This window comes from Kitasatospora sp. NPDC096077, assembly GCF_040303245.1.
In the GTDB taxonomy this organism is placed as follows: Bacteria; Actinomycetota; Actinomycetes; order Streptomycetales; family Streptomycetaceae; genus Kitasatospora.
In genome coordinates this window covers 106,937-130,402 of the sequence record NZ_JBEOSV010000010.1, presented here as the reverse complement: position 1 = coordinate 130,402, position 23,466 = coordinate 106,937, and the positions used below count along the sequence as shown (strand labels likewise).

17 protein-coding genes, 6 tRNA genes and 2 pseudogenes are annotated in these 23,466 nt (G+C 71.6%); 10 read left to right on the top strand and 15 right to left on the bottom strand.

Features of this window, described 5'->3' with window-relative positions; all coding sequences use genetic code 11:
- Positions 1-103 precede the first annotated feature (103 nt).
- Entirely contained in the window at positions 104-1,351 is a 1,248-nt protein-coding gene (cobA, locus tag ABTZ03_RS12870) for a uroporphyrinogen-III C-methyltransferase (RefSeq protein ID WP_350512944.1), read from the top strand.
- A gap of 45 nt (positions 1,352-1,396) precedes the next feature.
- Here the strand turns inward: cobA and ABTZ03_RS12865 are convergent, their stop codons facing one another.
- Positions 1,397-4,138 carry a SpoIIE family protein phosphatase gene (locus ABTZ03_RS12865; RefSeq protein WP_350512943.1) on the bottom strand — a complete coding sequence of 914 codons (2,742 nt, stop codon included), beginning with the start codon at positions 4,136-4,138 and terminating at the stop codon, positions 1,397-1,399.
- Positions 4,139-4,227: 89 nt separating this feature from the next.
- Here ABTZ03_RS12865 and ABTZ03_RS12860 point away from each other — a divergent pair, with 89 nt between their 5' ends.
- Positions 4,228-5,133, top strand: a complete 906-nt coding sequence (locus ABTZ03_RS12860; protein ID WP_350512942.1) for a TrmH family RNA methyltransferase — start codon at positions 4,228-4,230, stop codon at positions 5,131-5,133.
- Between the two features lie 36 nt (positions 5,134-5,169).
- Here ABTZ03_RS12860 and ABTZ03_RS12855 read toward each other — a convergent pair whose 3' ends face one another.
- Genes ABTZ03_RS12855 through ABTZ03_RS12825 form a run of 7 tightly spaced genes read right to left on the bottom strand, consistent with a single transcriptional unit; the run spans position 5,170 to position 13,564 of the window.
- The gene (locus ABTZ03_RS12855) at positions 5,170-6,159 is read right to left on the bottom strand and encodes a lysylphosphatidylglycerol synthase transmembrane domain-containing protein (protein ID WP_350512941.1); all 990 of its coding nucleotides are present in this window, start codon (positions 6,157-6,159) and stop codon (positions 5,170-5,172) included.
- Positions 6,160-6,185: 26 nt separating this feature from the next.
- A complete protein-coding gene (locus ABTZ03_RS12850; RefSeq protein ID WP_350512940.1) occupies positions 6,186-6,776 on the bottom strand; it encodes a hypothetical protein in 591 nt (196 codons plus the stop codon).
- A 14-nt stretch (positions 6,777-6,790) separates the two neighbouring features.
- Positions 6,791-9,364, bottom strand: a complete 2,574-nt coding sequence (locus ABTZ03_RS12845; RefSeq protein ID WP_350512939.1) for a PEP/pyruvate-binding domain-containing protein — start codon at positions 9,362-9,364, stop codon at positions 6,791-6,793.
- On the bottom strand, positions 9,357-10,406 hold the full coding sequence (locus tag ABTZ03_RS12840; RefSeq protein WP_350512938.1) for a Rieske 2Fe-2S domain-containing protein: 1,050 nt from the start codon (positions 10,404-10,406) through the stop codon (positions 9,357-9,359). The genes ABTZ03_RS12845 and ABTZ03_RS12840 overlap by 8 nt, the downstream gene beginning before the upstream one ends.
- Positions 10,403-11,464, bottom strand: coding sequence for a Rieske 2Fe-2S domain-containing protein (locus tag ABTZ03_RS12835; RefSeq protein WP_350512937.1), 1,062 nt, complete (start codon positions 11,462-11,464; stop codon positions 10,403-10,405). The genes ABTZ03_RS12840 and ABTZ03_RS12835 overlap by 4 nt, the downstream gene beginning before the upstream one ends.
- Positions 11,461-12,555 carry a Rieske 2Fe-2S domain-containing protein gene (locus ABTZ03_RS12830; RefSeq protein WP_350512936.1) on the bottom strand — a complete coding sequence of 365 codons (1,095 nt, stop codon included), beginning with the start codon at positions 12,553-12,555 and terminating at the stop codon, positions 11,461-11,463. The genes ABTZ03_RS12835 and ABTZ03_RS12830 overlap by 4 nt, the downstream gene beginning before the upstream one ends.
- Positions 12,556-12,559: 4 nt before the next feature.
- Positions 12,560-13,564: a polyprenyl synthetase family protein gene (locus ABTZ03_RS12825; RefSeq protein WP_350512935.1), complete on the bottom strand. Its 1,005-nt coding sequence runs from the start codon at positions 13,562-13,564 to the stop codon at positions 12,560-12,562.
- 461 nt (positions 13,565-14,025) lie between these two features.
- Between ABTZ03_RS12825 and ABTZ03_RS12820 the strand changes: the two genes are divergently transcribed.
- From ABTZ03_RS12820 to ABTZ03_RS12800, 5 genes and pseudogenes are all read left to right on the top strand, one after another.
- Positions 14,026-14,709 (top strand): hypothetical protein, encoded by a 684-nt coding sequence (locus ABTZ03_RS12820; protein ID WP_350512934.1) that lies wholly within the window; start codon positions 14,026-14,028, stop codon positions 14,707-14,709.
- Entirely contained in the window at positions 14,706-15,434 is a 729-nt protein-coding gene (locus tag ABTZ03_RS12815; protein ID WP_350512933.1) for a transmembrane-type terpene cyclase, read from the top strand. Before ABTZ03_RS12820 ends, ABTZ03_RS12815 begins: the two co-directional genes overlap by 4 nt.
- 38 nt (positions 15,435-15,472) lie before the next feature.
- On the top strand, positions 15,473-16,702 hold the full coding sequence (locus tag ABTZ03_RS12810) for a cytochrome P450 family protein (RefSeq protein ID WP_350512932.1): 1,230 nt from the start codon (positions 15,473-15,475) through the stop codon (positions 16,700-16,702).
- An 84-nt stretch (positions 16,703-16,786) separates the two neighbouring features.
- Positions 16,787-17,215: a protein-tyrosine phosphatase family protein gene (locus ABTZ03_RS12805; RefSeq protein ID WP_350512931.1), complete on the top strand. Its 429-nt coding sequence runs from the start codon at positions 16,787-16,789 to the stop codon at positions 17,213-17,215.
- Positions 17,216-17,490: 275 nt separating this feature from the next.
- Positions 17,491-17,652 (top strand): annotated as a pseudogene (locus tag ABTZ03_RS12800) (TrmH family RNA methyltransferase); the annotation flags it as partial.
- Positions 17,653-18,391: 739 nt separating this feature from the next.
- Here the strand turns inward: ABTZ03_RS12800 and ABTZ03_RS12795 are convergent.
- Positions 18,392-19,648: pseudogene (locus ABTZ03_RS12795) on the bottom strand (serine/threonine-protein kinase); the annotation flags it as partial.
- Between the two features lie 406 nt (positions 19,649-20,054).
- On the opposite strand from ABTZ03_RS12795, the gene ABTZ03_RS12790 reads away from it, so the two are divergent.
- A complete protein-coding gene (locus ABTZ03_RS12790) occupies positions 20,055-20,255 on the top strand; it encodes a hypothetical protein (protein WP_350512930.1) in 201 nt (66 codons plus the stop codon).
- A gap of 257 nt (positions 20,256-20,512) precedes the next feature.
- Here the strand turns inward: ABTZ03_RS12790 and ABTZ03_RS12785 are convergent.
- The 6 genes from ABTZ03_RS12785 to ABTZ03_RS12760 form a co-directional block, all read right to left on the bottom strand.
- Positions 20,513-20,584, bottom strand: a tRNA-Val gene (locus ABTZ03_RS12785).
- Between the two features lie 44 nt (positions 20,585-20,628).
- Positions 20,629-20,700, bottom strand: a tRNA-Val gene (locus ABTZ03_RS12780).
- Between the two features lie 44 nt (positions 20,701-20,744).
- A tRNA-Val gene (locus ABTZ03_RS12775) sits at positions 20,745-20,816 on the bottom strand.
- A gap of 41 nt (positions 20,817-20,857) precedes the next feature.
- Positions 20,858-20,929: transfer RNA gene (locus ABTZ03_RS12770), tRNA-Val, on the bottom strand.
- Between the two features lie 34 nt (positions 20,930-20,963).
- A tRNA-Cys gene (locus ABTZ03_RS12765) sits at positions 20,964-21,037 on the bottom strand.
- A 40-nt stretch (positions 21,038-21,077) separates the two neighbouring features.
- Positions 21,078-21,150: transfer RNA gene (locus ABTZ03_RS12760), tRNA-Gly, on the bottom strand.
- Between the two features lie 332 nt (positions 21,151-21,482).
- On the opposite strand from ABTZ03_RS12760, the gene ABTZ03_RS12755 reads away from it, so the two are divergent.
- Both ABTZ03_RS12755 and ABTZ03_RS12750 read left to right on the top strand, forming a co-directional pair.
- Positions 21,483-22,571, top strand: a complete 1,089-nt coding sequence (locus ABTZ03_RS12755; protein ID WP_350512929.1) for a chorismate-binding protein — start codon at positions 21,483-21,485, stop codon at positions 22,569-22,571.
- 34 nt (positions 22,572-22,605) lie between these two features.
- A complete protein-coding gene (locus tag ABTZ03_RS12750; RefSeq protein WP_350512928.1) occupies positions 22,606-23,436 on the top strand; it encodes an aminotransferase class IV in 831 nt (276 codons plus the stop codon).
- Positions 23,437-23,466: the final 30 nt, after the last annotated feature.

The window sequence follows — 23,466 nt, the reverse complement described above, 5'->3', positions numbered from 1 at the left end:
CACCCCACCCGCTCCGCGGACCGGCCCGAGGGCGCGCCGGCCCGCGGAGCGGCGTACCACCGCACCGCTTCTAACCCCTCATCCCCGATCAGGAGCACCGCCGATGAGCGCGCCCACCCCGCACCCCGGCACCGAGGGCCGGACCCCGTACCCGGTCGGTCTGCTGCTGGCCGGCCGCCGCGTCGTCGTGGTCGGTGGCGGTCAGGTCGCGCAGCGACGGCTGCCGGCCCTGATCGCCTCCGGCGCCGAGCTGCACCTGATATCCCCGGGCACCACCCCGGCCGTCCAGGCCATGGCCGACGCGGGCGAACTCACCTGGCACGCCCGCCCGTACGCGGACGGCGACCTGGCCGGCGCCTGGTACGTGCTGGTCGCCACCGACGACCCGGCGGTCAACGCGGCGGTCAGCGCCGAGGCCGAGCGCGAGCGGGTGTTCTGCTCCCGCAGCGACGACGCCTCCGCCGCCACCGCCTGGACCCCGGCCAGCGGCCGCGACGCCGGCGCCACCGTCGCCGTGCTCACCGGCGATCCGCGGCACTCCGCCGCCCTGCGCGACGCCATCGTCGGCGGCCTGCGGGACGGCTCGCTGGCCACCCGCGCGTACCGCTCGCACGGCGCCGGCGTGGCCCTGGTCGGCGGCGGCCCCGGCGACCCGGACCTGATCACCGTGCGCGGCCGCCGGCTGCTCGCCGACGCCGACGTGGTGGTCGCCGACCGCCTCGCCCCGCGCGAGCTGCTCGCCGAGCTGCCCGAGCACGTCGAGGTGATCGACGCCTCGAAGATCCCGTACGGCCGCCAGATGGCCCAGGAGGCGATCAACGAGGCGCTGATCGAGCACGCCAAGGCCGGGAAGTTCGTGGTCCGGCTCAAGGGCGGCGACCCGTACGTCTTCGGCCGTGGCGGCGAGGAGCTGCTGGCCTGCGCCGAGGCGGGCATCCCGGTCACCGTGGTGCCCGGCATCTCCAGCTCGATCAGCGTCCCGGAGACGGCCGGCATCCCGGTCACCCACCGCGGGCTGACCCAGGAGTTCACCGTGGTCTCCGGCCACGTCGGCCCGGACGACCCGCGCTCGGTCACCAACTGGACGGCCGTCGCCGGGCTGACCGGCACCCTGGTGCTGCTGATGGCGGTGGACAAGATCGGCGCGATCGCCGCCACGCTGGTCGAGCACGGTCGGGCGGCCGACACCCCGGTCGCGATCGTCCAGGAGGGCACCACCGCCGCCCAGCGCAGGGTGGACGCCACCCTGGCCACCGTCGCCGCCGTGGTCGAGGCCGAGGGCGTCAAGCCCCCGGCGGTGATCGTGGTCGGCGACGTGGTGAACGTGCTGGACGCCGCCTTCCGGCGCTGAACCCCGGGAGCGGGGAGTCGGCCGGTCCGACTTCCCGCTCCGCGTTCACTCCAACGGCTGCTCCGTCCAGATGACCTTCCCGGTCGCCGTGTAGCGCGTCCCCCAGCGGTCCGCGAACTGCGCGACCAGGAACAGCCCGCGCCCGCCCTCGTCCTCGGTCGCCGCGTACCGCAGGTGCGGCGAGGTGCTGCTGCCGTCCGACACCTCGCAGATCAGCGAACGGTCGCGGAGCAGCCGCACCCGGATCGGCCCGGAGCCGTGCCGGATCGCGTTGGTCACCAGCTCGCTGAGGATCAGCTCGGTGACGAACGCGGCCTCGTCCAGCCCCCAGTCCGCCAGCCGCCGTGCCACCTGCCCCCGGACCGCCCCCACCGCCGCCGGATCGGCGGGCACGTCCCACTGGGCGACCCGGTCCGGCGCCAGCACCCTGGTCTCCGCGACCAGCAGCGCGATGTCGTCCTCCGGATGCGCCGGCAGCATCACCCGCAGCACGTCCGCGCAGGTCTGCTCGGGCGTGCGCGGCGGCCCGCTCAGCGCCGTGCGCAGCAGCTCCAGGCCCTCGTCGATGTCCCGCTCGCGGTCCTCCACCAACCCGTCGGTGTACAGCACCAGCCGACTGCCCTCGGCCAGTTCCAGCTCGACGCTCTCGAACGGCAGCACCGCCAGCCCCAGCGGCGGCCCGGTCGGCAGCTCCGGGAAGGTCACCCGGCCCTGCGGGTCCACCACGGCCGGCGGCGGGTGCCCGGCCCCGGCCAGCGTGCAGCGCCGCGACACCGGGTCGTAGATCGCGTACAGGCAGGTCGCCCCGGTCAGGCCCGCGCTCCCGGCGTCGCCCGCCTCCTCCTGGTCGATCCGGTTCACCAGCTCGTCCAGATGGCCCAGCAGCTCGTCCGGCGGCAGGTCGAGGGTCGAGAAGTTGTGGATCGCGGTCCGCAGCCGCCCCATCGTCGCCGCCGCGTGCAGCCCGTGGCCGACCACGTCGCCGACCACCAGCGCCACCCGCGCGCCCGGCAGCGGGATCACGTCGAACCAGTCCCCGCCCACCCCGGCCTGGGCCGGCAGGTAGCGGTGCGCCACCTCCAGCGCGCTCTGCTCCGGCAGGCTGCGCGGCAGCAGACTGTGCTGCAGGGTCACCGCCATGGCGTGCTCGCGGGTGTACCGGCGGGCGTTGTCGATGCACACCGCCGCGTGCGCCACCAGCTCCTGGGCCAGCGTCAGGTCCTCCGGCTCGAACGGCTCCGGCCGCTCCGCCCGCCAGAACCGGACCACCCCCAGCAGCACCCCGCGGGCCCGCAGCGGCACCCGCACCAGCGAGTGCACCCCGTACGCCAGCACCTGCGCCGAGCGCTCCGGGTCCTGCGCCCGCCAGTCCTGCGACCGGGCCAGATCCGGCTCCAGCCGCGGCAGCCCGCTGTCCAGCGTCCCCGCCAGCGGGGTGGCCGGCACCACGTCCAGGGCGGTGCCCACCGGATGGAACGGCGGGTCGTCCCGGACGCCCGCCAGCGCGACCCGGCGCATCCGCTCCAGCGAACCGCCCGGCGGCAGCTCCTCACCGGCCGGCACCTGCTCGGCGAGGTCCACCGTGACGAAGTCCGCGAACCGCGGCACCGCGACCTGCGCCAGCTCCTCCGCTGTCCGGATCACGTCCAGCGAGCTGCCCACCGTCATCCCGGCGTCGTACAGCAGCCGCAGCCGCCGCTGCGCGCCCTCGGCCCGGCCGGTCAGCGCCCGCAGCTCGGTCGAGTCGCGCAGCGTGGCCACGCAGCCGGGCGGGCCGCCGTCCCGGTCGGTCAGCCGGACGTTCACCGCCAGCAGCCGCTCCCCGGCCAGCACCACCTCGTCGCTCACCGGACGGTTCGCGGTCAGCAGCTCCAGCGGGGCGGGCTCCAGACCCAGCTCGGCCACCGGACGGCCCTCGGCGTCCGGCGGCAGGTCCAGCAGCCGGCGAGCCTCGTCGTTGCAGAGCAGCAGCCGCCCGTCCCCGCCGACGATCATCACGCCCTCGCGCACCGCGTGCAGCACGGCCGCGTGGTGCTCGTACATCCTGGTCATCTCGACCGGGCCGAGCCCGTGGGTCTGCCGCCGCAGCCGCCGGCTGATCAGGGCCGTCCCCAGGGTCGCCAGCCCTATCGCGCCCGCCGCCGCGCCCAGGACGACCGGCAGCTGCCGCTCGCTCGCGGTGGTGACGTTGCCCAGGGTCACCCCGGCCGACACCAGCCCGACCACCTGGCCGCCCGGCGCGTACACCGGGACCACCGCCTGGACCAGCGGACCGAGCGTCCCGGTGAGGTGCTGGGTCACCACCTGCCCGTGCAGCGCGGGCTCGTACTCGCCGACGAACTTCCGGCCGATCCGGTCCGGGTCGGGGTGGGTGTAGCGGATGCCCTGGTCGTTCAGCACGACGATGAAGTCCACGCCCGAGGAGACCTCGGCGGCCTGCGCCCTCGGCTGCAGCACCGCGGTCGGGTCGGGGGAGCGCAGCGCCGCCACCATCCCCGGCGCGTTGGCGAAGGACTGGGCGACCGCCACCGACCGGTTGCGCGCCTCGCGGTCGGCGTCGTTGCGCGACTGCACCACCAGTGCCACCGCGGCCCCCGCCACCAGCAGCAGCACGATCAGGATCTGCAGGGCGAACACCTGCCCGGCCACCGACCGGTGCCGTGCCGGGCGGGGCCGCTCGGCGCGGGGCAGCTGTTGCCGACCGTGTGGGCGCCCACCGGAGGAGCCGGCGTCGCCGGTGGCACCAGAGGCCGACGGAGCCCAGGATCGGCCCGGAAATCGGGCCATACGGTCATATTTGCACTCGGGCTAGCCCGGGACCACCCCGTCCACTGGGCCGTTTGGCCTTCCCCGCCCGGGCTTGGCAAGATCGCAGGGTGTCCGAACCCAGCACCATCACCGACCCGGCCGACCCCCGCCTCGCCGACTACACCGGCCTGACCGACGTCGAACTGCGCCGCCGCCGCGAACCCGCCGAGGGCCTGTTCATCGCCGAGGGGGAGAAGGTCATCCGCCGCGCCCTCGCGGCCGGCTACCGGATGCGGTCGATGCTGCTGACCGCCAAGTGGCTCGACGTCATGGCCGACGTCATCGCCGAGGCCGACGCCCCGGTCCACGTCGTCGAACCCGGGCTCGCCGAAGCCGTCACCGGCTACCACGTCCACCGCGGCGCCCTCGCCTCGATGGAACGCAAGCCCCTCCCGGACGCCGCCGAACTGCTCACCGGGGCCCGCCGGGTCGCCGTCCTCGAAGGCCTGGTCGACCACACCGACCTCGGCGCGGTGTTGCCTCTGGGTCTACGGGAACATGCGGTTCGGCGCGTCGCCGTGTTCGAGGACATCGTCGATCACGCCAACATGGGGGCGGCGTTCAGGAACGCGGCCGCCCTGGGCGTCGACGCGATCCTCCTCACCCCGCGCTGCGCCGATCCCCTCTACCGCCGGTCCGTGAAGGTGTCGATGGGCGCCGTCTTCCAGGTGCCGTGGACCCGCCTGGAGGCCTGGCCGAAGGACATCGAGGTCCTGCGTTCCGCGGGCTTCACGGTCGCGGCGCTGTGCCTGAGTGACCAGGCGATCACCCTCGATGAACTCGCTGCGCGGGACGATGAGAAGCTCGCCCTGGTCTTCGGCACGGAGGGCGACGGCCTCGCCGCCAAGACACTCGCTTCGGTCGACGAGCATGTCCGCATCCCGATGGATGCCGGTGTCGACTCCCTCAACGTCGCAGCAGCCTCGGCGGTGGCCTTCTACGCGACCCGCCCGCGACCTGAGCTGGTCCAGTAGATCGTTTTATGACTTCCACCGTGCGGGGTGGTGACCTCAGTGGCCGGCCATGCCCTGTTCGGCGGTTTCGGTCCCGGACTCGATCGCGGACTCGGTCGTGGGATCGCCGACCCTGCGGAGGCGTCGGCGACCGACGATGAGCGGCAGTTCCAGCGGCAGGCCGACAGCCACCTGCGGGAGGTTCTGCTGCAGGTGGAACAGCAGGGCGAATGCCAGCGCGAGGCTGGGCTGCACGTGCCCGAGGTTGAGCGCGTAGAGCGCGCCGACCTCGAACGTACCGAAATGTCCGGGGGCGATGGGCAGCAGGTTGGACAGGTCGATCAGGAACAGGGTCAGGACCGCCGCCGTCAGCGGCAGGTGGATCCCGAGCGCGTGCAGCACGGCAACCGCCCCCGCCACGTCGGCGGCCTCCCCGAGCAGCATCAGGGCGAGCATGGTGACCACGGGGCGCGGCTCACGCAGGAAGTACATCCCGCCGATGAAGCCGCGCAGGAACTTCGGCAGCTTCTCGGGCCGGTCGCGGTGGGTGAGAACGATCAGCAGCCCCAGCTGTACGGCCATGACGGCGGCGAACACCGCGATACAGCCGGTGATCACACCGGGAACGTCGGCCAGCAGCCAGGGTACGGGGGCCACCAGGACTGCCAGGCCGACCGCGCCGAACAGCTTCTCCAGCCAGATCAGGCCGCCGGTGGTGCTCGCGGGCACGCCGTCCTGTTTCAGGAACCAGAGACGGATCAGCTCGCCCACCCGCCCGGGAACGATGGCCGAGGCGGCCTGAGCGGAGAACTCGTAGCGCAGCAGCCGGCCCAACGGGACCGGGTGGCGGGGCCCGAGCATGATGCGCCAGCCTTGAGCGCTGATGTACTGGCTCACCAGGTTGAGCAGGACCGCAACGAGGAGCAACGAAGGGGAGGCCTGTTCGAGGGCCTGCCCCAGTGCCTTCAGATCGACCCCGCGGACGAACCACCAGACGGCACCGATGACCATGGCCAGGTTCACCACCCGCAGGGCTATGCCGACCACGCGTCTGCGCGGGCTCCTTCGCCCGCTCATCGGTCGGTCTCCGGAACGGCGGCCGGTGACTGGTGCAGCGGCAGCCGCTGGGCGGCGCGGCTGGTCGGGCAGCGGACCCGCTCACGCTCATAGGCGGCGAGCAGGGCGCTGGCGGTGACCCCGGCGAGGGCGCGCAGTTCGCCCAGGCGCCGGTCCGCGAGGTCCCGCCACGGCAGGACGTGCAGGGGTCTGATCCGGGTGGCGCGGGCGAAGCGGACCGCCGCGCGGAAGACCTGGATGTCGGTACGGGAGAAGCGGAAGCCTCCGCGGTAGCAGTGCTGGGCAGCGAGCGTGTAGAGGTCTTCCTGCCAGCCGCGCAGGGTGCCGCTGGCGCCCATGGTCACGCCGATGACGAAGGCCTCGTCCGGGGGGAGGGTGCCGCGGCCGAGCAGGATGTGGATGGAGTCGTGGCCGTACAGATCGACGGCGCCCGGTAGCGCCACCGGGCTGGCCGGGTTCTCCAGCAGCCGGACGTACCAGGGGATCGCCGAGGCGTCGTCGCCCGGCATGGCCTGGTGGGCGGCCCGCAGGGTGATCGTGTCGTCGAGCCCGGGATTCCACTCGGCCAGTGGTGTTCGCGGCGGCATCTTCCGTCCCCCCGTCAGTGGACCCTGCCGTGGTCACCGTCGACGGTGACGATCTGGCCGTCCTGGATCAGTTTGGTGGCGTTGGTGGTGCCCATGACGGCCGGGATCCCGTACTCCCGGGCGACGATGGAGCCGTGCGAGAGTGCGCCTCCGGTGTCGGTCACGACGGCGCCGGCGATGGCGAGCAGTGGTGACCAGGCCGGGGTGATGTAGGGCGCGACCAGGACGTCGCCGGCCTGGAAGGTTCCGAACTCGCGGACCGAGGTGACGATCCGGGCGGGGGCCGTGACGCAGCCCGGGCTGACCGGCGAGCCGTGCAGCCCGGGACCGTCCGTGGCCTTGGCCTGGTTTCCCACCAGCGCAACGGAGGTGACGTCGAGTCGGCCCATGAAGATGCGTGCGTCAGCCGGGACCTGGTGGGGCGGGCTGAGCCGCCTCTGCTCCTCGCGCAGGGCGCGGCGCTGCCGCACCACGTCGTCCCGGGCACCGGGCGAGCCGTCGTGGCCGAGCGTGCGGAGTTCGGTGCGTAGCTCGTCGCCGGTCAGGTAGAAGACGTCCTCGGCCGAGCGCAGGGTGCCCGCCTCGGCGAGCCGCTGTCCGAGTTCGAGGTAGCCGCGCCGCATGATCGGCCAGCCGAGGGTGAAGTAGAACAGCGCCTGGTCGCGGACCCGGCCGTAGCGGCGGTTCCACGCCAACAGCGCGGCGAGCGTGCCGCGGCGCACCGGGGAGCCGCGCAGGGCGGCGTCCAGCTGGGCCCGGGCCCGGGTACGACGTTCGGCCAGTGAGCGCATGCGCTCGCGCGGGTCGGTGGCGCTGCCGTTCCGGTAGGCGGCGATCGTGGCACGGAAGGTGGCTGGTGCCTCGGCCGGTGTGGGTTCGACGAAGTCCAGGTGGTAGACCTGGTGGCCGTACCGGGCGAGGAAGTCGTCGAACATCCGCTCCGCGCCGGCGCCGTCCGGGCCGGATCGCGCGAGGTCCTGCAGTGCGCGACTGCTCTCCGCGGTCTTGCTCGGGTAGCCCTGCAGCAGGGCGGCATGACCGGGCACGTCGACACCGGAGTCGGCCAGCGGCTTGGTGAGGCCGGGATATGCCTTGGCCAGCAGCCATTCGCCGATGTTCCAGTACCAGGCGAGGCCACCCAGGATGGCCCAGTAGGTGCCGCTCAGGTCCTGGGCCGCGTCGAGGAGCGCCAGGAGTTCCTCAGTCGACAGCCTGGCCGGGTCCTTGCGGCGCATCGCTTCCATTCTGGAGACGTGCCGGGGCAGGATCACTGTGCGCCAGCGCCGTTCCAGCGGCCCGAGGTGGAATCGGTAGCAGTTGAGCGCTAGTTTGACGGTCCGCAGCGGGTACCTGTTCATGGGGTAGTCGAGCCGCAGGTAGGCGAATCCGTTGATGGTGCCCGACATCGGCTTGGGCAGCAGCGGGTTGGCGAGTTGCTCCGCCTGGGAGCCGGCCCAGTTCTGCGACCAGTGCCGGACCAGGCAGGGGAACAGGGTGGTGGCGAAGAGCGGGGACAGCGGCTCGGGCAGCCACGAGTCGCAGATACTGATCCGGGCCCACCAGGCGCCGTCCACCGGGCTCTCCCATCGAGCCTCGGGCGTCGTGGGAAGCCCGGCTTGCCGGTGCGTCAACGGCCGGGCCTGGAGGATCGCCACGCGCCCGTCGGCAGCGGCGGCCCACTCGACGTCCTGGGGCCGACCGAAGTGGGATTCGATGGCGAGGCCGTAGCGGGCCAGCTCCGCGGCCTGGCCGTCGGTGAGCGAGGCTGTGCGCCGGCGCTCGGGCGGGACATCGACCAGGTCGACCCCGCCGACGGCGCGATCCCCGGCGGCGACGGCCATCCGGGTCTTGTGGGAGAGCCGGGTGGCCTCGACGCGGGTGTCGGTGCGGGAGACCTCGAAGTGGTCGGGGGTGACCAGGCCACCGACGACCGCCTCGCCGAGCCCCCAGTTCGACTCGATGACGGTCCGGCCGCCCCCGCCGTCGGTCGTGGCGGTGCGCGGGTCGAGGGTGAACATCACCCCGGCGGACTCGGCCGGTGCCATGACTTGGACGAGGACCGCCATGGCGGCCTCCGCGTGGGGCAGTTGTCGGCGTTCGCGATAGCGGATCGCGTGCACCTCCCACAGTGAGGCCCAACACCGCCTGACCGCGGTGAGCACCCCGTCGAACGTGCCGACGGCGAGCTCCGTGTGGTACTGGCCGGCGAAGCTTGCGATGTCGGAGTCCTCCGAGGTGCCCGAGGAGCGAACGGCGACACCGTCGGCCGGGCCTATCGCACGGTAGGCCTCGGCCAGTTCGTCGAGCAGTCGCGTGGGGAGTTCCACGGACTCGATCTCGGCGCGCACGTCCCGTGCCCGGTTCTCGAACTCGCTGTCGTCGGTGCCAGCGGCGAGCAGGGCGGTGAGCCTGTCGAGTCGAGGCGCGATCCGCGGTGCCACGATGTCCCGGTACAGCCGGACGGGCAGGCAGAACCCGTCGGGGACGGGGACGCCGACGTGGTGCAGTTCGCCAAGGTTGGCGGCTTTCGCGCCGACCCGGTCGGCGTCGTCGGCCCGCAGGTCCTTGAGCATCACGAGGTCACGCATGATCGGCCACCCGGTCCACCCACTCCTGGTAGTACTTGCGGAACCTCAGTACGCCGCGGTCGCGTTCGAGGTAGATGCCATGGCGGTCGCCGGGCTCGATGGTGTCGAAGATCGGCAGGTCCTGGTTGGACGCGAAGGTGATCTCCAGTCGGTTCACCAGGTAGTTCCGCAGGTCTCGCCAGCGCGGGCCGGTCGTGGCGACGGCCGCGGTGATGTGCTGGATGGTCCGGTTGGGGGCGATCGGCGTGGTGGCCAGCAGCAGGCGGTACTGCAGGATCCCGTCCGCGTAGTAGGAGATCCGCTGGCCGGCCGGCCAGCCGTCGACGCGGAGGGTGAACTCCTCGGCGTTGGTGCCGAGCCGACGGGTGATCCTGCCGAGGCGTCCGGTGTAGCTGGGCCAGGTGAGTTCGGCGCCCAGCCAGGCCGTCGGGTCGATGGGCGGGCCGTGTTCGTGGGTCTCCTGGGGGTCTGCGAGCATCCGCAAGCCGCACGGCCCGGCGACCTCAAGCCCGTGCAGGGCGACCAGGTGGTCGGGATCGTAGGTGTTCTCCAGGATGCGCCTGACTGTCGCCCCTGTGCTGTCGGCCAGGCGGAACCTGCGGTAGCCGGGCCGGTCGGCACCGAGCGCGGGCAGCTCGGGCAGCGGGAACATCGGCTCCTCACTGCCGTACCAGACCCAGACATAGCCGTAGCGCTCGATCGTGTGGTAGCGGCGCAGATGGGCTCTGGTGGGGATCCGGTCCGTGCCGGGGGCCTCGACGCAGCTGCCCGTGCCGTCGAACCGCCAGTGGTGGAAGCGGCATTGCAACTGGCCGTCGACGACGGTTCCGCCGGCCAGGCTGGCGCCCATGTGCGGGCACTGGCGGGGCATCAGGACGGCGTGCCCGGAACGGTCGCGCCAGGCCACCAGTGGTCGCCCGAAGAGCATCAGCGGCCTCGGCCTGGTGGCCAGTTGCGAGGTGGGGAAGGCGATGTACCAGCTGGCGGCCAGGTTGAGTTCGGCCCGCACCCGCGGGTCCACCACGGTCTGCGCGGGGTTCACGGCGCCACCGTCCTGTTCTGCTCGGCGGCCTCGGCCCGGTCCACCCAGGTCTGGTAGTGCTTGCGGAACCTGAGCACACCGTGGTCGTGTTTGACCGGGACCGTACCGGTGCCCTCCTTTGCGGTGCGGTAGATCGCGAGGTCCTCCCGGGTACCGAGCAGGTGCTGGGATCGGTATCCGAGGTGGGCCAGCGCGTCCAGCCACGGGCGGCCGACGCGGCGCACCAGCGACCAGCCCTGGAAGACGGTCCTGCTGCCGGAGATCGGGGTGATGCCCAGGAGCTCCTTGGCCACCACCTCGCCGTCGAGGAAGAAGGTCAGGCGTTGGCCGCCGGTCCAGCCGTCGACCAGGAGGGCGAAGTCCTTGCCGTCCAGGCCGATCGGGGACAGGGCCCGCGGCAGTTGCAGTGCGCGTGCCTCCAGCCGCGCGCCCAGCCACGCCTCGGTCGCGATCGGCGGGCCGTTCTCGGCCGCGTCGGCGGGGTCGGCGAGCATGGTCAGGGTCAGCGATCCGGCCGAGCGCACCCGGTGCAGGGTCATGAAGTGGTAGTGGTCGAAGGCGTTCTCCAGGATCCGCCGTGGACTGGCGGGGGTGCCGTGGGAGAAGCGGTAGGTGGTGTACCGGTCGCGCTGTGCCTCCAGCGCGGGGAAGTCGGGCAGCGGGAACATCGGCTCGGCTCCGCCGTACCACACCCAGACGAAGCCGTAGCGTTCACGGACCGGATAGGTGCGCTGGTGGGCGCCGCCCGGGATCCGCCGCACGCCGGGGATGTCGACGCAGGCGCCCGTCGCATCGAACCGCCAGTGGTGGAAGCGGCAGCGCAGCTCCCCCTCGACGATCTTGCCGAGGGCCAGGTCCGCGCTCAGGTGCGGGCAGTAGCGCGCCAGGACGGCGGCTCGGCCGGCGCCGTCGCGCCAGGCCACGAGTTCCCGGCCGAACAGTTCCAGCCGCCGTGGTCTCCCGAGGCAGGCGGACGGCAGCGCGACGTACCAGCCGGCTGCCAACTCCGGTGCGGCGGACGGCGAGGGACGCGGTGGCGGGCTGGGTTTGAGTCTCATGGCGCCTCCCCCGGCAGGGACTGATCGGCCGCGGCGTGCTCCACCCACGACTGGTAGTACCGGCGGTACTTGACCAGGACGTTGTCGTAACGCACGTAGCTGGCCGGGCGGCCGGTCGCGGTGGTGTTGTAGATGGGGATGTCCTGTGCCGTCCCACCACGGTTCTGGGCGTAGAACAGGAGGAAGTACAGGAAGGTCTTCCAGTGCTTGTTGGTCCTGCGGACCCCGGCCCAGCCGCGTTGGGCGGTCAGGTAATCGCCGGTCGGCGTGATGCCCATCAGCACCTTGGAGATCTCTTCTCCTTCGATGTAGGTGGTGAAGCGCTGGCCGCCGGGCCAGCCGTCGATGAGCAGGCGGAAGTGGGTACCGGAGCCGAAGGTCGTGACCATCCGGTGGAGCCAGCCGACGGGGTTGTCTCTCAGCTGCCAGTTCTTCAGGGTGCCGTCGACCTCTACGCCGAACCAGGCCTCGTCGTCGATCGGCGGACCGTTGTCGGCCGCCTCCTTCTGGTCGTGCAGTTGACGGAAGTTCACCGGGTCCAGTGACATTCCGTGCAGCGCCATGAAGTGGAAGTAGTCGATGCCGTTCTCCAGCAGCTGGCGGGCGGTGCCGGTGGTGGGGTCGTCGAACCGGAACCCCGCGTAGGCACCGCGGTCCTCCTCCATCGCCGGGAAGTCCGGCAGATCGAAGGCCGGTTCCGGGCCGCCGTACCAGACCCAGACGTAGCCGTAGCGCTCCACGGTGGGCAGCGGGGCGTGGCGGGCCGTGGTCGGTATCCGACTGACTCCCGGGATCGCCACGCAGCTGCCGGACGCGTCGAAGCTCCAGTGGTGGAACGGACAGCGCAGGTCTCCGTCGACGACCCTGCCCAGCGCGAGGCTCGCGCCCATGTGCGGGCAGTAACGCGGCATCACCACCGGTCGGCCGCCGCCGTCCCGCCAGGCCACGAGGGGTCGGCCGAAGAGATCGAGCGCCCGGGGCCGGGAGCGCAGTTCGCCGGAGGACAGGGCGATGTACCAGCTGGCCGCCAGGTTGAGGCCGTCGGGGTTCGGCGGCAGCCCCCGTCGGGTGTGGTCCTCGGTTTCGGTCATGTGATCAAGCCGATCGGGTGTAGACGAATTCGGCCATGGCCAGCAGGGGTATCGCACGGTGCCCGAACGGCTCCATCTCCGCCTTGGCCGAATCGATGAGCTCACGGGCGCGCCGCATGGACCCCTCGACCCCGAACAGCCTGGGGTAGGTGGCCTTCCGGCTACGCTCGTCCTTGTTGGGCGTCTTGCCGAGCTGCTGGCTGGTGCCCACCACGTCGAGCACGTCGTCGACGATCTGGAAGGCGATCCCGACCTTCCGGGCGTAGCGGGAGAGCCGGGCGATGGTGCCCTCGTCCGCGCCGGCCAGAGTGGCTCCGGTCACCATGGCCGCGTCGATCAGCGAGCCCGTCTTGCGGGAGTGGATGAACTCCACCGTCTCCAGGTCGATCTCCTCGCGGCCCTCGGACTCGATGTCCACCGCCTGACCACCCGCCAGACCGGAGATCCCGACCCGATTGATCAGGGTGTGCATCACCCGCAGCAGCCGGTCGGCGGGTACCTGTTGGGTGTTGATCAGGATGAATTCCAGCGCGTACGACAGCAGGGCGTCGCCGGCGAGCAGGGCGATCCCCTCGCCGAACACCTTGTGGTTGGCGGGCTTGCCGCGGCGCAGGTCGTCGTTGTCCATGGCGGGCAGGTCGTCGTGGATCAGCGAGGCGGTGTGCAGCATCTCCAGGGCGCAGGCCGTGGGGATGGCCAGGGTGGGGTCGCCTCCGCCGAGGTCGCATCCGGCCAGACAGAGGATCGGCCGGAGGCGCTTTCCTTCGGACTCCAGCGAATACTGCATGGATTTGAACAGTATTTCTGGACGCCGAGGTCTGAGTGCGTTCTCCAGGTGGCGGGTGACAATCTCCTGCCGAGAGAGGAGATAGGACGTCAGATTGAACTGCGCCATGGCGTCGGGGCTGACCTTGTCACTTGCTAAATGGATTTCCCCCATGACTGCAACGTACCACGATGATTTGCCTGGCAACATCGCATGATCCGGCCGCTCAAACAGATTGTCCATCCCCTCCCAGCGACACCCAGGCGATTTGCCATTACTGCAGGTCTAGCCATCAACTATCCCAATGCAAGGGGCTGTTGGCCCGGGTAGGGGGGCGTGCCTTTTCAGCCATCCGAAGCGAATCGGAATGATCTGCTTCCATTTCCGATTCGGCCATACGCGCACCAAACGGGAGATTGACGGCAAGTTAACAACTCATGGCATCAAGGTGTCCAGCGGGGGTACGCTGACCCCACCGGCAGAGCTCGGCCTGTAGTCAGATTGGCACCCAGACAAGCCGAGCAATATGTGAAGGATTCTGGATGGCTGAACTCTCTATATGCGAGGAAGAATTATCTAGGCGGCACCGGAGCGCCTCCCTCCGGGTCCTCGTCGGACGCCTGCGGGAATCCCTGGCGATTCCGACCAAAACCATTCGGATCTTCCGGGACTACGCCATCGGCCTGTACTTTCCCGCCAACCGCATGTCGGTGTCCGAGCGCCTGCGCTGCGCGCCCCTGCTGCTGTTGGTCGAGTACCTGGTCTACCGGGTCGACTCCGTTGCCGAGGGGGCCAAGGACATCGACCTCGATGCCACCCGGAACGAGGACTACGACAAGCTGCACCGGTACAAGGCCAAGTTCGAGAGCCTGCTCCGCCGGACCCACGCGTACAACGGTGCGGTCGCCCGGGAGATCGACAATGGAGAGGAGTACGTCCGGCTGGAGAACAAGGTCACCTCCGGCGGGCCGGCCGACCACGCCGACGTGCTGCGACTGGCGGAGCTCCGGCCCACGGACGTGCGAATGCTGCACGCCATGACCTTCGCGCTGCGCGGCCGGCCGGTCGACGAGGCGCTGATGCGGCTGCTCTGGCCGGTGGAGGTCCTCGCCGACCTCGGCAACGACCTGCTCCACTACCGGCAGGACGTCGTCGCGGGTCAGTTCAACACCTACCACTGCTTCGTGGAGTTGTACGGCGCCGCCGCCCCGGACCGGCTCCGGGTCGAACTCGACCGCTACGAGCAGCAGTTCCTCGACGAGCTCGCACGCTTCCCGCGCTCCCGACAGGCCGGGCTCCGGGCCGTCTGCGCCCGCCGCTACCGTCCGCTGACCGCGGTCATCCCGGAAGCCCTGCCGCTTGAACCGACCGACGCGGGAACGTCGTGATCACGGACCCACCCATCGTCGTCGCCACCGGTGTCCTGTGCGTGCTCTTCTGGATGGTCGCCTATGTCGCGATCATCTACCGGGGGGCCAAGGACAGGGCGTACGGCATGCCGCTGGCCGCGCTCGGCGCCAACCTCTCCTGGGAGGCGATCTACTCGTTCTTCCTCGACCCGATGGGCGATCAGATCCATGCGCTCAGCATCCCTTGCTTCTTCATGGACCTGGTCATCGCCTGGCAGGTGTTCCGGTACGGCAGCGAGGACCACACCTCCACCCCGTTCGTGCGACGGTACTTCCGGGGACTGTTCGTCGCCGCCGTCGCCATCGCCTTCCCCGTGGTCTACCTCGCCTTCTACGAATTCCACGACCCCCTCGGCGAGTACACCGGCTTCGGCATCAACTTCATGATGTCGTTCCTGTTCGTCGCCATGCTCACCCGACGCGACGGGGTGGCCGGCCAGTCCATGTACGTCGCCGTCTCCAAGTGGCTCGGGACGCTCTTCGCTTACATCGCCACCGCGCTGACCGTGACGACGAGCCCCGAGCACCCCTTGCCCAGCAGCGTGTGGTCCTTCGTCACCGACACCGTGACCAGCAGGAACTACCCGCTCACGCCGCTGATCAGCGTGCTCTACCTGGTCATCTTCCTCGTCGACATCCTCTACATCGGACTGCTGTACGCCCGCCTCAAGGAAGCCGGCACCTCGCCGTGGCGGCGCTTCTGAGACCGGCCGGCCCGCAACCGCCAGAACGGAGCAACGCAATGACCACCCCGTCCTCCGAACCGGACATCATGGATCCGACCCTCATCGCCGATCCCTACGGGGGTTACGGCCGCATCCGGGAGCTCGCGCCGCTGGTGCTCGGCCGGAGCGCGGACTCCACCCCGACCTGGTATGTGACCCGCTACAACGACGTGCGCGCGGTACTCGCCGATCCGCGCTTCGTCGTAAACCCGGAACTGACTCCGGGCGCCCAGGCGGTGAGCAACCGCAACCTGATGCTCGAAATGCTCGACCTCCCCAAGGAGTTCCACCCCTACGTCAGCGAGTCGATCCTCGACGTGGACGGGGAGCGCCACACCCGCCTGCGCACCCTGGTCTCCCGTGCCTTCACCGCCCGGCGGGTGCATGCGCTGCTGCCCCGGGTCGAGGAGATCACCTCCGCATTGCTCGACGACTTCGGCGAATCGGTGGAACTCATATCGGAGTTCGCCTACCCGCTGCCGATCACCGTGATCTGCGAACTCGTCGGCATTCCCGAGGAAGACCGCGCCCTGTGGCGCACCGCCGGCTCAGCGCTCACCTCGATCGCCCCGGACGGCAAGGGGGTCGCCGCGCGGGACCTGATCGAGTACACCCACGGCCTGGTCGAGAAGCGCCGCGTCGAGCCGGCGGACGACCTCATCTCCGACCTGATCAAGGTGCAGGACGAGGACGGTGACAAGCTGTCCGACGTCGAACTGGTCACCATGGTCCTGGGGCTCGCCACAGCCGGCCACGAGACCACCGCCAATCTCATCGGCAACTCCGTGCTCGCCCTGCTCGGTCATGCGGATCAGCTGGACCTGCTGCGCCGCGAGCCGGACCGCTGGCCCGCCGCGGTGGACGAACTGGTGCGCTGGTGCAGCTCGATCCTGATCACCCAGATGCGGTACGCGACCGAGGACCTCGAACTCGGGGGCCGAACGGTCAGGGCCGGTGAGGCCGTCCAGGTGGTCGTGGTGTCGGCGAACCGGGATCCCCGCGCGTTCGACCGTCCCGAACGACTCGACCTGACCCGCGAGTTCGGCAAGCCGGGGGACGGCCATGTCGGGTTCGGCCTTGGCGCCCACTACTGCCTGGGCGCGGCCCTCGCGAGGCAGGAGTGTGAGGTCGCCCTTCGCAGCCTGTTCGACCGTTTTCCCGACCTGACCCTGACAGAGGGGCAGCCGACCTGGCTTCCGGTCCCAGGCCTGCGCCAACTGTCCGAGCTGCCCCTGCGGTTGTACTGACATGCCACAACAGGGTGCCGCAGGAGTGAACAGTTGATTACCGATTGTCGCCCCCTGGGCGTATTCCACGGATAGGGTTGAGGCGTGAACGGAACATGGGATCCGACGACAAAAGGTGTACTGACCCTGCCTTCCGGGCGGTTGGTCCGAGGCCGCGGCCTGCGCAACCCGCTTCCGACCGGTCAGACACCCGAGTTCGCGCTGTACCTGCGCGGCCGGCAGCCTCCCTCGGTCGCCTGGGAGGCCCGCTGGGTCCGCTGGCCCGACTTCTGGCTGCCCAGTGACCGACCGGAATTCGCGGCCTCCCTGCGCGAGTTGCTGGAACGGGCCACGGACGAGCGCGTCGAGGTCGCCTGCGGCGGCGGCTTCGGGCGCACCGGCACCGCGCTGGCCTGTCTCGTCGTGCTCGACGGGATCCCCAACGAGGAGGCTGTCGCGTACGTGCGCCGGCACTACTCGCACCGAGCGGTGGAGACCCCTTGGCAGCGCCGCTTCGTGGGGCGGTTCGCCTGATCCACCCAGCAGCCCGCGGCGGTGGGCCCGAGCGCACGGTCTCGACCGACCCGGACCCCCGAAACACCTGGGTCTGGGTCGGTCGAGACCGTCTCAGGAGAAGTCCACCACGTCGCGCCAGCCATGTGGGGACGGGAAGCCCGGTCGGCCTCGAACGGGATGAACCGGCCGTCGACACTCTCGGAACGATGCCGAGGTAGAGCAGTCGCAAGATCCTGGTCGATGGCTGGTCTTCCAGTTCGTCCAGCTCCGCGCGTCGCGTTGCGATCCACTCCGCGATCTTCGCGGTCCCCTACGCCCGCCTCGACCCCTGGCCCAGCAGCCTCGACACCGTCCGCGACGCCGGCTTCACCCTCCTCGCCCTCACCCCCGCGGACACCGCCGTCGACCTCGCGACGCTCGCCCCCCACACCCTCCCCAAGACCGCCCTGCTGCTCACCACTGCCTGACCACCCGCGACCATGAGCCGCGGTCAGCGGCTCCGCCGCGCGGCGCCCGTCCCGCTCAGCCCGTCGGGGCCGTCGGCGGGGCCGGCGCGGCGGCCGGGGGAGGCGTGGTGAGGCCGGTGCCGCCGGAGGCGCCGGCGCCGGGCCAGGACTCGTCGAGGGTGCCGTCCGCGCGCACGGTGTAGCGGGTGGAGATCACCGCGCCGGTGGCGGCCACGCGCTCCTCGCGGACCACCGCGCTGCCGTCCAGCCGCCAGCTGGCCGTGGCCTGCGGGTCGGCGGTCGAGGCACGGGAGGCGGTGGTGACCGGGGTGTCCCCGGTGAAGGTGTAGAGCTGGACGAGGTCGACCGGCACCGACCCCTCCGCCCGCCGCAGCACCACCACCGCGGCCGGCTGACCCTTGTACCGGGCCGGCAGCGCCGCGCTCAGCGTGACCTGCGGCCCACCCGGTACGGAACGCCCGTCCTTCAGCGTGACGCCCGCCCCGCCCGCCGGGTCGGGGTAGCCGCGGTTGGGCCAGTCGACCACCGGCCCGGGCCCCTGCGCGGGCGCCAGCGCACTGTCCGCGGTGCCGCGCGCGGCCGCCGGGAGCGGTGACGCCGAGGCCTGCGGCAGGACGTCCACCGAGGTCCGGGGCGCCCCCTGATCGCCTCCGGCACCCGCTGTCGCGGTCTGCCCGACCACCGGCCGCGCTCCCTGGTTGCTCCGGTTCTCGCAGCCCTGCGCCGCCGCGATGGCCAGTGCGACGCCGATCGTGACGGTGACGAAGACCACCAGCCGCTGCCGCAGCAGCCGCTGACGCGCCGTACCGGGCCGCCCGCCGGGAACGGGGGTGTGCTGCCGGTCCCGGGGCCGCGGCCGGCCGGGCGGCGGGGTCTGCGACCGGTCGCGCGGCGGACGGGTGACGGGGGTGGCCTCCGGCCGGGGGAGCGGGGCACCCTGCGGGCGCCGTGCCTGGCCCCCGGCGGCCGGCCCGCCCGGTCGGCCCGCCGCGGCCCGGGCCCGCGACGCCGGTGCGGCGGGTTCCGGTGAGTGCCCGGGCGCGGGGACGCCCCGTCCGCCGTCCGGCTGCGCCGCCCGCGGAGCGTCCGGAGCGGCGGCCGGGGCAGCGGCGGCGGCCGGAGCCGTGCCCCGCCGCGCCCCGCGCCCGCTGCCGGCTGCCGCCGCGCCGCGGGCCGCCAGCTCGCTGAGCCGCTCGTGCAGCGCGGCCGCGCCGGGCCGTTCGGCGGGTTCCTTCGCCAGGCAGGCCCCGATGAGCGGGGCGAGCTGCGGCGGGACGGCGGACAGGTCGGGCTCCTCGTGGACGACCCGGTAGAGCATCACCTCGGAGGAGGCCCCGGAACCGAACGGGGTGTCCCCGGTGAGCGCGTAGGCGAGGGTGGCCCCGAAGGCGAACACGTCGGTGGCCGGGGTGACGGCGGCACCGCGCACCTGCTCGGGGGCGAGGAAGCCGGGGGAGCCGACGGCGGTGCCGACGTGGGTGAGGGTGCTGGCGCCGCGCGACCAGGCGATGCCGAAGTCGATGATCCGCGGACCGCGGGGGGAGAGCAGGATGTTGGAGGGCTTGAGGTCGCGATGCACGACCCCGGCCTCGTGCACCTTGACCAGCCCGTCGGCCAGCGCGGCGCCGATCCGGGCGGCCTCCGGCCAGCTCAGCGGCCCCTCGTCGCCGACCCGCTTGTAGAGGGACGGCCCGGGGACGTACGCGGTGGCGAGCCAGGGGCGGTCGGCCTCGATGTCCGAGCCGACGACGCGGGCGGTGCAGCCGCCGCGGATCCGGGAGGCGGCGGCGATCTCGCGGGCGAAGCGGGTGCGGAACTCCTGGTCCTCGGCGAGTTCGGCGCGGATCAGCTTGAGGGCGACGCGCTGTCCCCGCCGGTCGGAGCCGAGGTAGACCACGCCCATCCCGCCGGCCCCGAGTCGCCGGTGCAGGCGGTACGGCCCGACGATGCGGGGGTCCTCACGCCTCAGCCGCATCATCGCCATGTCTTGTTCCCCGTCAGCCTGTGGGTGAGGCCCCGTCGGTTGGGGCATCGTCAGTTCCTGTCTGGCACAGCTTACGGACTGCCCGCTGCGGTGTGCTGATACGCAACACCTCAAGCCACCGTGCGATTGTCGGATCTTGCGCTGAGCTGCAGGTCACAGGGGTGCCGAATCGCTTCTCGGGGTTGCCCCTCAGGGTTCCCCCGGGGGCGGGGCCGGACCTTCCTCCCCCTCCGGTAGTACGCCTTGAGTCTGAGCGTCATCCTCCGGGATGCCCGAGGAACGGTACGACGGCATGACGCCCGGAAGGCCCCCTGACCAATAGCGTTGTGCTCAGCGGTGGACGGGGAGCTCGTCCCCCGAGGTAAGCCGTCCACCGCGCCAACTCGACCGGATCAGGAGCAGGGCCATGGCATCGCAGCAGACGGGCACCACCCGCCGCCGTCGACCGGCCTTCACCCAGCCCCAGTCCGCCGAGCAGCCCACCCGGCACCCCGCCGTCGCACTGGCCATGGCGCTGCCGTGCGCCGTGCTGCTGGTGCTGCTGTTCGGTGGGTGGGAGCAACTGGCGAACCAGGCGGAGGCCCTGGCCGACCTGATCGGCCGCTGAAGGAAACACCAGAACGGGCACTGCTTCCCTGGGGACGGGGAGCAGTGTCGCCGGGGAGGCCGTGGCCGTGCTGACACGCGGACGGGCGAGGAGCGGTGCGCAGAGCACCCCGGCAGGCGGAGACGCCGCGTACGGACGTCGGTGAGGGCGACCGTACGCGGCTCTTCTCTTTCCCGTACCCCTCGAACCCCACGACACCGGAACGACGAAAAGGCCGAGGCCGCGACCCTGACGGATCGCGGCCTCGGCCGTTACTGTGCGCGATACTGGGATTGAACCAGTGACCCCTACCGTGTCAAGGTAGTGCTCTCCCGCTGAGCTAATCGCGCCTGGTGAGGCGGTTGTGCAGCGAACCCCGAGGGGCTCGTTACTGTGCGCGATACTGGGATTGAACCAGTGACCCCTACCGTGTCAAGGTAGTGCTCTCCCGCTGAGCTAATCGCGCCTGGTGAGGCGGTTGTGCAGCGAACCTCGAAGGGCTCGTTACTGTGCGCGATACTGGGATTGAACCAGTGACCCCTACCGTGTCAAGGTAGTGCTCTCCCGCTGAGCTAATCGCGCCTGGTGAGGCGTTCCTGCAGCAGACCCCGTAAGGTCCGACGTGCGCGATACTGGGATTGAACCAGTGACCCCTACCGTGTCAAGGTAGTGCTCTCCCGCTGAGCTAATCGCGCGGGGAGGCCCCCGGCCGGAGCCGGGGGAACCTCTTGGAGGTGGAGACGGGATTTGAACCCGTGTACACGGCTTTGCAGGCCGTTGCCTCGCCTCTCGGCCACTCCACCAGGCAACACATGAAGAACGATCTTACACTGTTCTCCACCGAGCGGACGACGAGATTCGAACTCGCGACCCTCACCTTGGCAAGGTGATGCTCTACCAACTGAGCTACGTCCGCCTGTCTCCCCGGGACCTTCACCGCTTTTCCTCGGCTGCGCTCCCTGGCGACGTGTTGAACTCTAGCGGATTCCCGGGCCAGCTAAAAATCCGTTCCCGCAGCGTGCCGAGGGGATGCCCGCCGAGTGCCGTCCCGTCAGCGCTCCGACCTGCTCACCGACCACCACCTGCGGCGCTCCCGGACGATCATCCGCAGGTCACCCGGCGCACACCCGCGCGACGCCCGCGGCTGCCCGTCCGTCGGGGCGCGAGGGGCGGCGGGCCCGATCCGGTCCACGCCCCCCGACCTACACTTCAGGCACCGCCGCCCCAGCACCACCGCGCAGGAGAACCGTGTCCGGCCACCTCGACCCCCGCACCCCGCTCGCCCGCTTCGGCGGCCGCCTGGCCACCGGACTGCGCGACGTCACCTCGGACCCGGCCGCGCTCGACTCCTCCGGCTACTGGGCCGTCGCCTACGACTTCGAGGGCCGACTGACCTGCGCCCGCTTCGACGACGTCCGCCCCGCCCCCGCCCCGCCCTCCGGCGCCGGCTGGCGCGGCCCGGACGCCGGCAGCTGGCACAGCTCCCTGGACCGCGCCGCCTACACCGCAGGCGTACGCCGCATCCGCGAGCACATCGCCGCCGGCGAGGTCTACCAGGCGAACCTCTGCCGCGTGCTGTCCGCACCGCTGCCCGACCCCGACCGCAGCGACATCGACGCCCTCACCGGCCTGCTCGCCCACGGCAACCCCGCCCCCTACGCCGGCACTGTCCGGCTGCCCGAGCACGGCGTCGAGATCGCCACCGCCTCCCCCGAGCTCTATCTGCACCGCACCGGCCGCACCGTCTCCTCCGGCCCGATCAAGGGCACCGGCCGCACCGAGGACGACCTCCTGGAGAAGGACCACGCCGAGAACGTGATGATCGTCGACCTGGTCCGCAACGACCTCGGCCAGGTCTGCGGGACCGGCACCGTCACCGTCCCCGACCTCTGCGCGGTCGAGAAGCACCCCGGCCTGGTCCACCTGGTCTCCACCGTCGAGGGCACCCTGCGCGACGGTGCCGGCTGGCCCGAACTGCTCGCCGCCACCTTCCCGCCCGGCTCGGTCACCGGCGCCCCGAAGTCCAGCGCCCTGCGGATCATCGACGCCCTGGAGACCGCCCCCCGCGGCCCCTACTGCGGCGCCGTCGGCTGGGTCGACGCCGACCGCGGCGAAGGGGAACTCGCCGTCGGCATCCGCACCTTCTGGCTCGACCGGCAGGACCCGCGGGCACCCGTCCTGCGCTTCGGCACCGGCGCTGGCATCACCTGGGGCTCCGATCCCGAGCGCGAATGGGCGGAAACCGAACTCAAGGCCGCCCGCCTGGTCGCGATAGCGTCGGGCGGCGAACCCGACCGCGACACCGACGCCGGCACCCCCCACCGACGCCGGAATTGACCACCAGCCGCACCGCGCCTAGGAGTTGCCCTCGATGCACGACCGCACCACGAGCTGGGTCAACGGAACCCTCGTCGACTCCACCGACGCCGCCGTCTCCGTCCTCGACCACGGCCTCACCACCGGCGACGGCGTCTTCGAGACCATGAAGGCCGTCGACGGCCGGGCCTTCGCGGTCACCCGCCACCTGGACCGGCTCACCCGCTCCGCCCGCGGCCTCGGCCTGCCCGACCCCGACCACGACCTGGTCCGCGAGGCCTGCGCCCGGGTCCTCGCCGCCAACCCGGCCCCGCTCGGCCGCCTGCGCGTCACCTACACCGGCGGCAACTCCCCGCTCGGCTCCGAGCGCGGCACCACCGGCCCCACCCTGGTCGTCGCCCTCGGCGCCATCAACCGCCGCCCCGACGAGACCGCCGCCGCCGTCGTCCCCTGGCGCCGCAACGAGCACAGCGCCGTCGCTGGCCTCAAGACCACCTCCTACGCGGAGAACGTCGTCGCCCTGGCCGCCGCCCACCGCGCCGGAGCCTCCGAGGCCCTGTTCGCCAACACCGCCGGCCGGCTCTGCGAGGGCACCGGCTCCAATGTCTTCGTGGTCCTCGGCGGCCGCCTGCTCACCCCCGTCCTCGCCTCCGGCTGCCTGGCCGGCATCACCCGGCGACTCGTCATCGACTGGTGCGGCGCCGAAGAGGCCGACCTCCCGCTCAGCGCCCTCCAGGACGCCGAGGAGATCTTCCTGACCTCCACCACCCGCGACGTCCAGGCCGTCACCCGCGTCGACGACCGCCGACTGCCCGGCACCGGCCCGGTCACCGCCAAGGCCATGGCCGTCTTCGCCGAGCACAGCGGCGACGACCTCGACCCCTGATCCCGGCCCCGGAGCACGGGCGCGGAGACC

Coding starts and splice junctions, on each gene's coding strand:
- ABTZ03_RS12835 (WP_350512937.1), bottom strand. CDS start 11,464: ATGAGACTCAAACCCAGCCCGCCACCGCGTCCCTCGCCGTCCGCCGCA.
- ABTZ03_RS12865 (WP_350512943.1), bottom strand. CDS start 4,138: ATGGCCCGATTTCCGGGCCGATCCTGGGCTCCGTCGGCCTCTGGTGCC.
- ABTZ03_RS12750 (WP_350512928.1), top strand. CDS start 22,606: ATGCACGACCGCACCACGAGCTGGGTCAACGGAACCCTCGTCGACTCC.
- ABTZ03_RS12825 (WP_350512935.1), bottom strand. CDS start 13,564: ATGGACAATCTGTTTGAGCGGCCGGATCATGCGATGTTGCCAGGCAAA.
- ABTZ03_RS12830 (WP_350512936.1), bottom strand. CDS start 12,555: ATGACCGAAACCGAGGACCACACCCGACGGGGGCTGCCGCCGAACCCC.
- ABTZ03_RS12845 (WP_350512939.1), bottom strand. CDS start 9,364: ATGCGTGACCTCGTGATGCTCAAGGACCTGCGGGCCGACGACGCCGAC.
- ABTZ03_RS12820 (WP_350512934.1), top strand. CDS start 14,026: ATGTCGGTGTCCGAGCGCCTGCGCTGCGCGCCCCTGCTGCTGTTGGTC.
- cobA (WP_350512944.1), top strand. CDS start 104: ATGAGCGCGCCCACCCCGCACCCCGGCACCGAGGGCCGGACCCCGTAC.
- ABTZ03_RS12850 (WP_350512940.1), bottom strand. CDS start 6,776: ATGCCGCCGCGAACACCACTGGCCGAGTGGAATCCCGGGCTCGACGAC.
- ABTZ03_RS12790 (WP_350512930.1), top strand. CDS start 20,055: ATGGCATCGCAGCAGACGGGCACCACCCGCCGCCGTCGACCGGCCTTC.
- ABTZ03_RS12810 (WP_350512932.1), top strand. CDS start 15,473: ATGACCACCCCGTCCTCCGAACCGGACATCATGGATCCGACCCTCATC.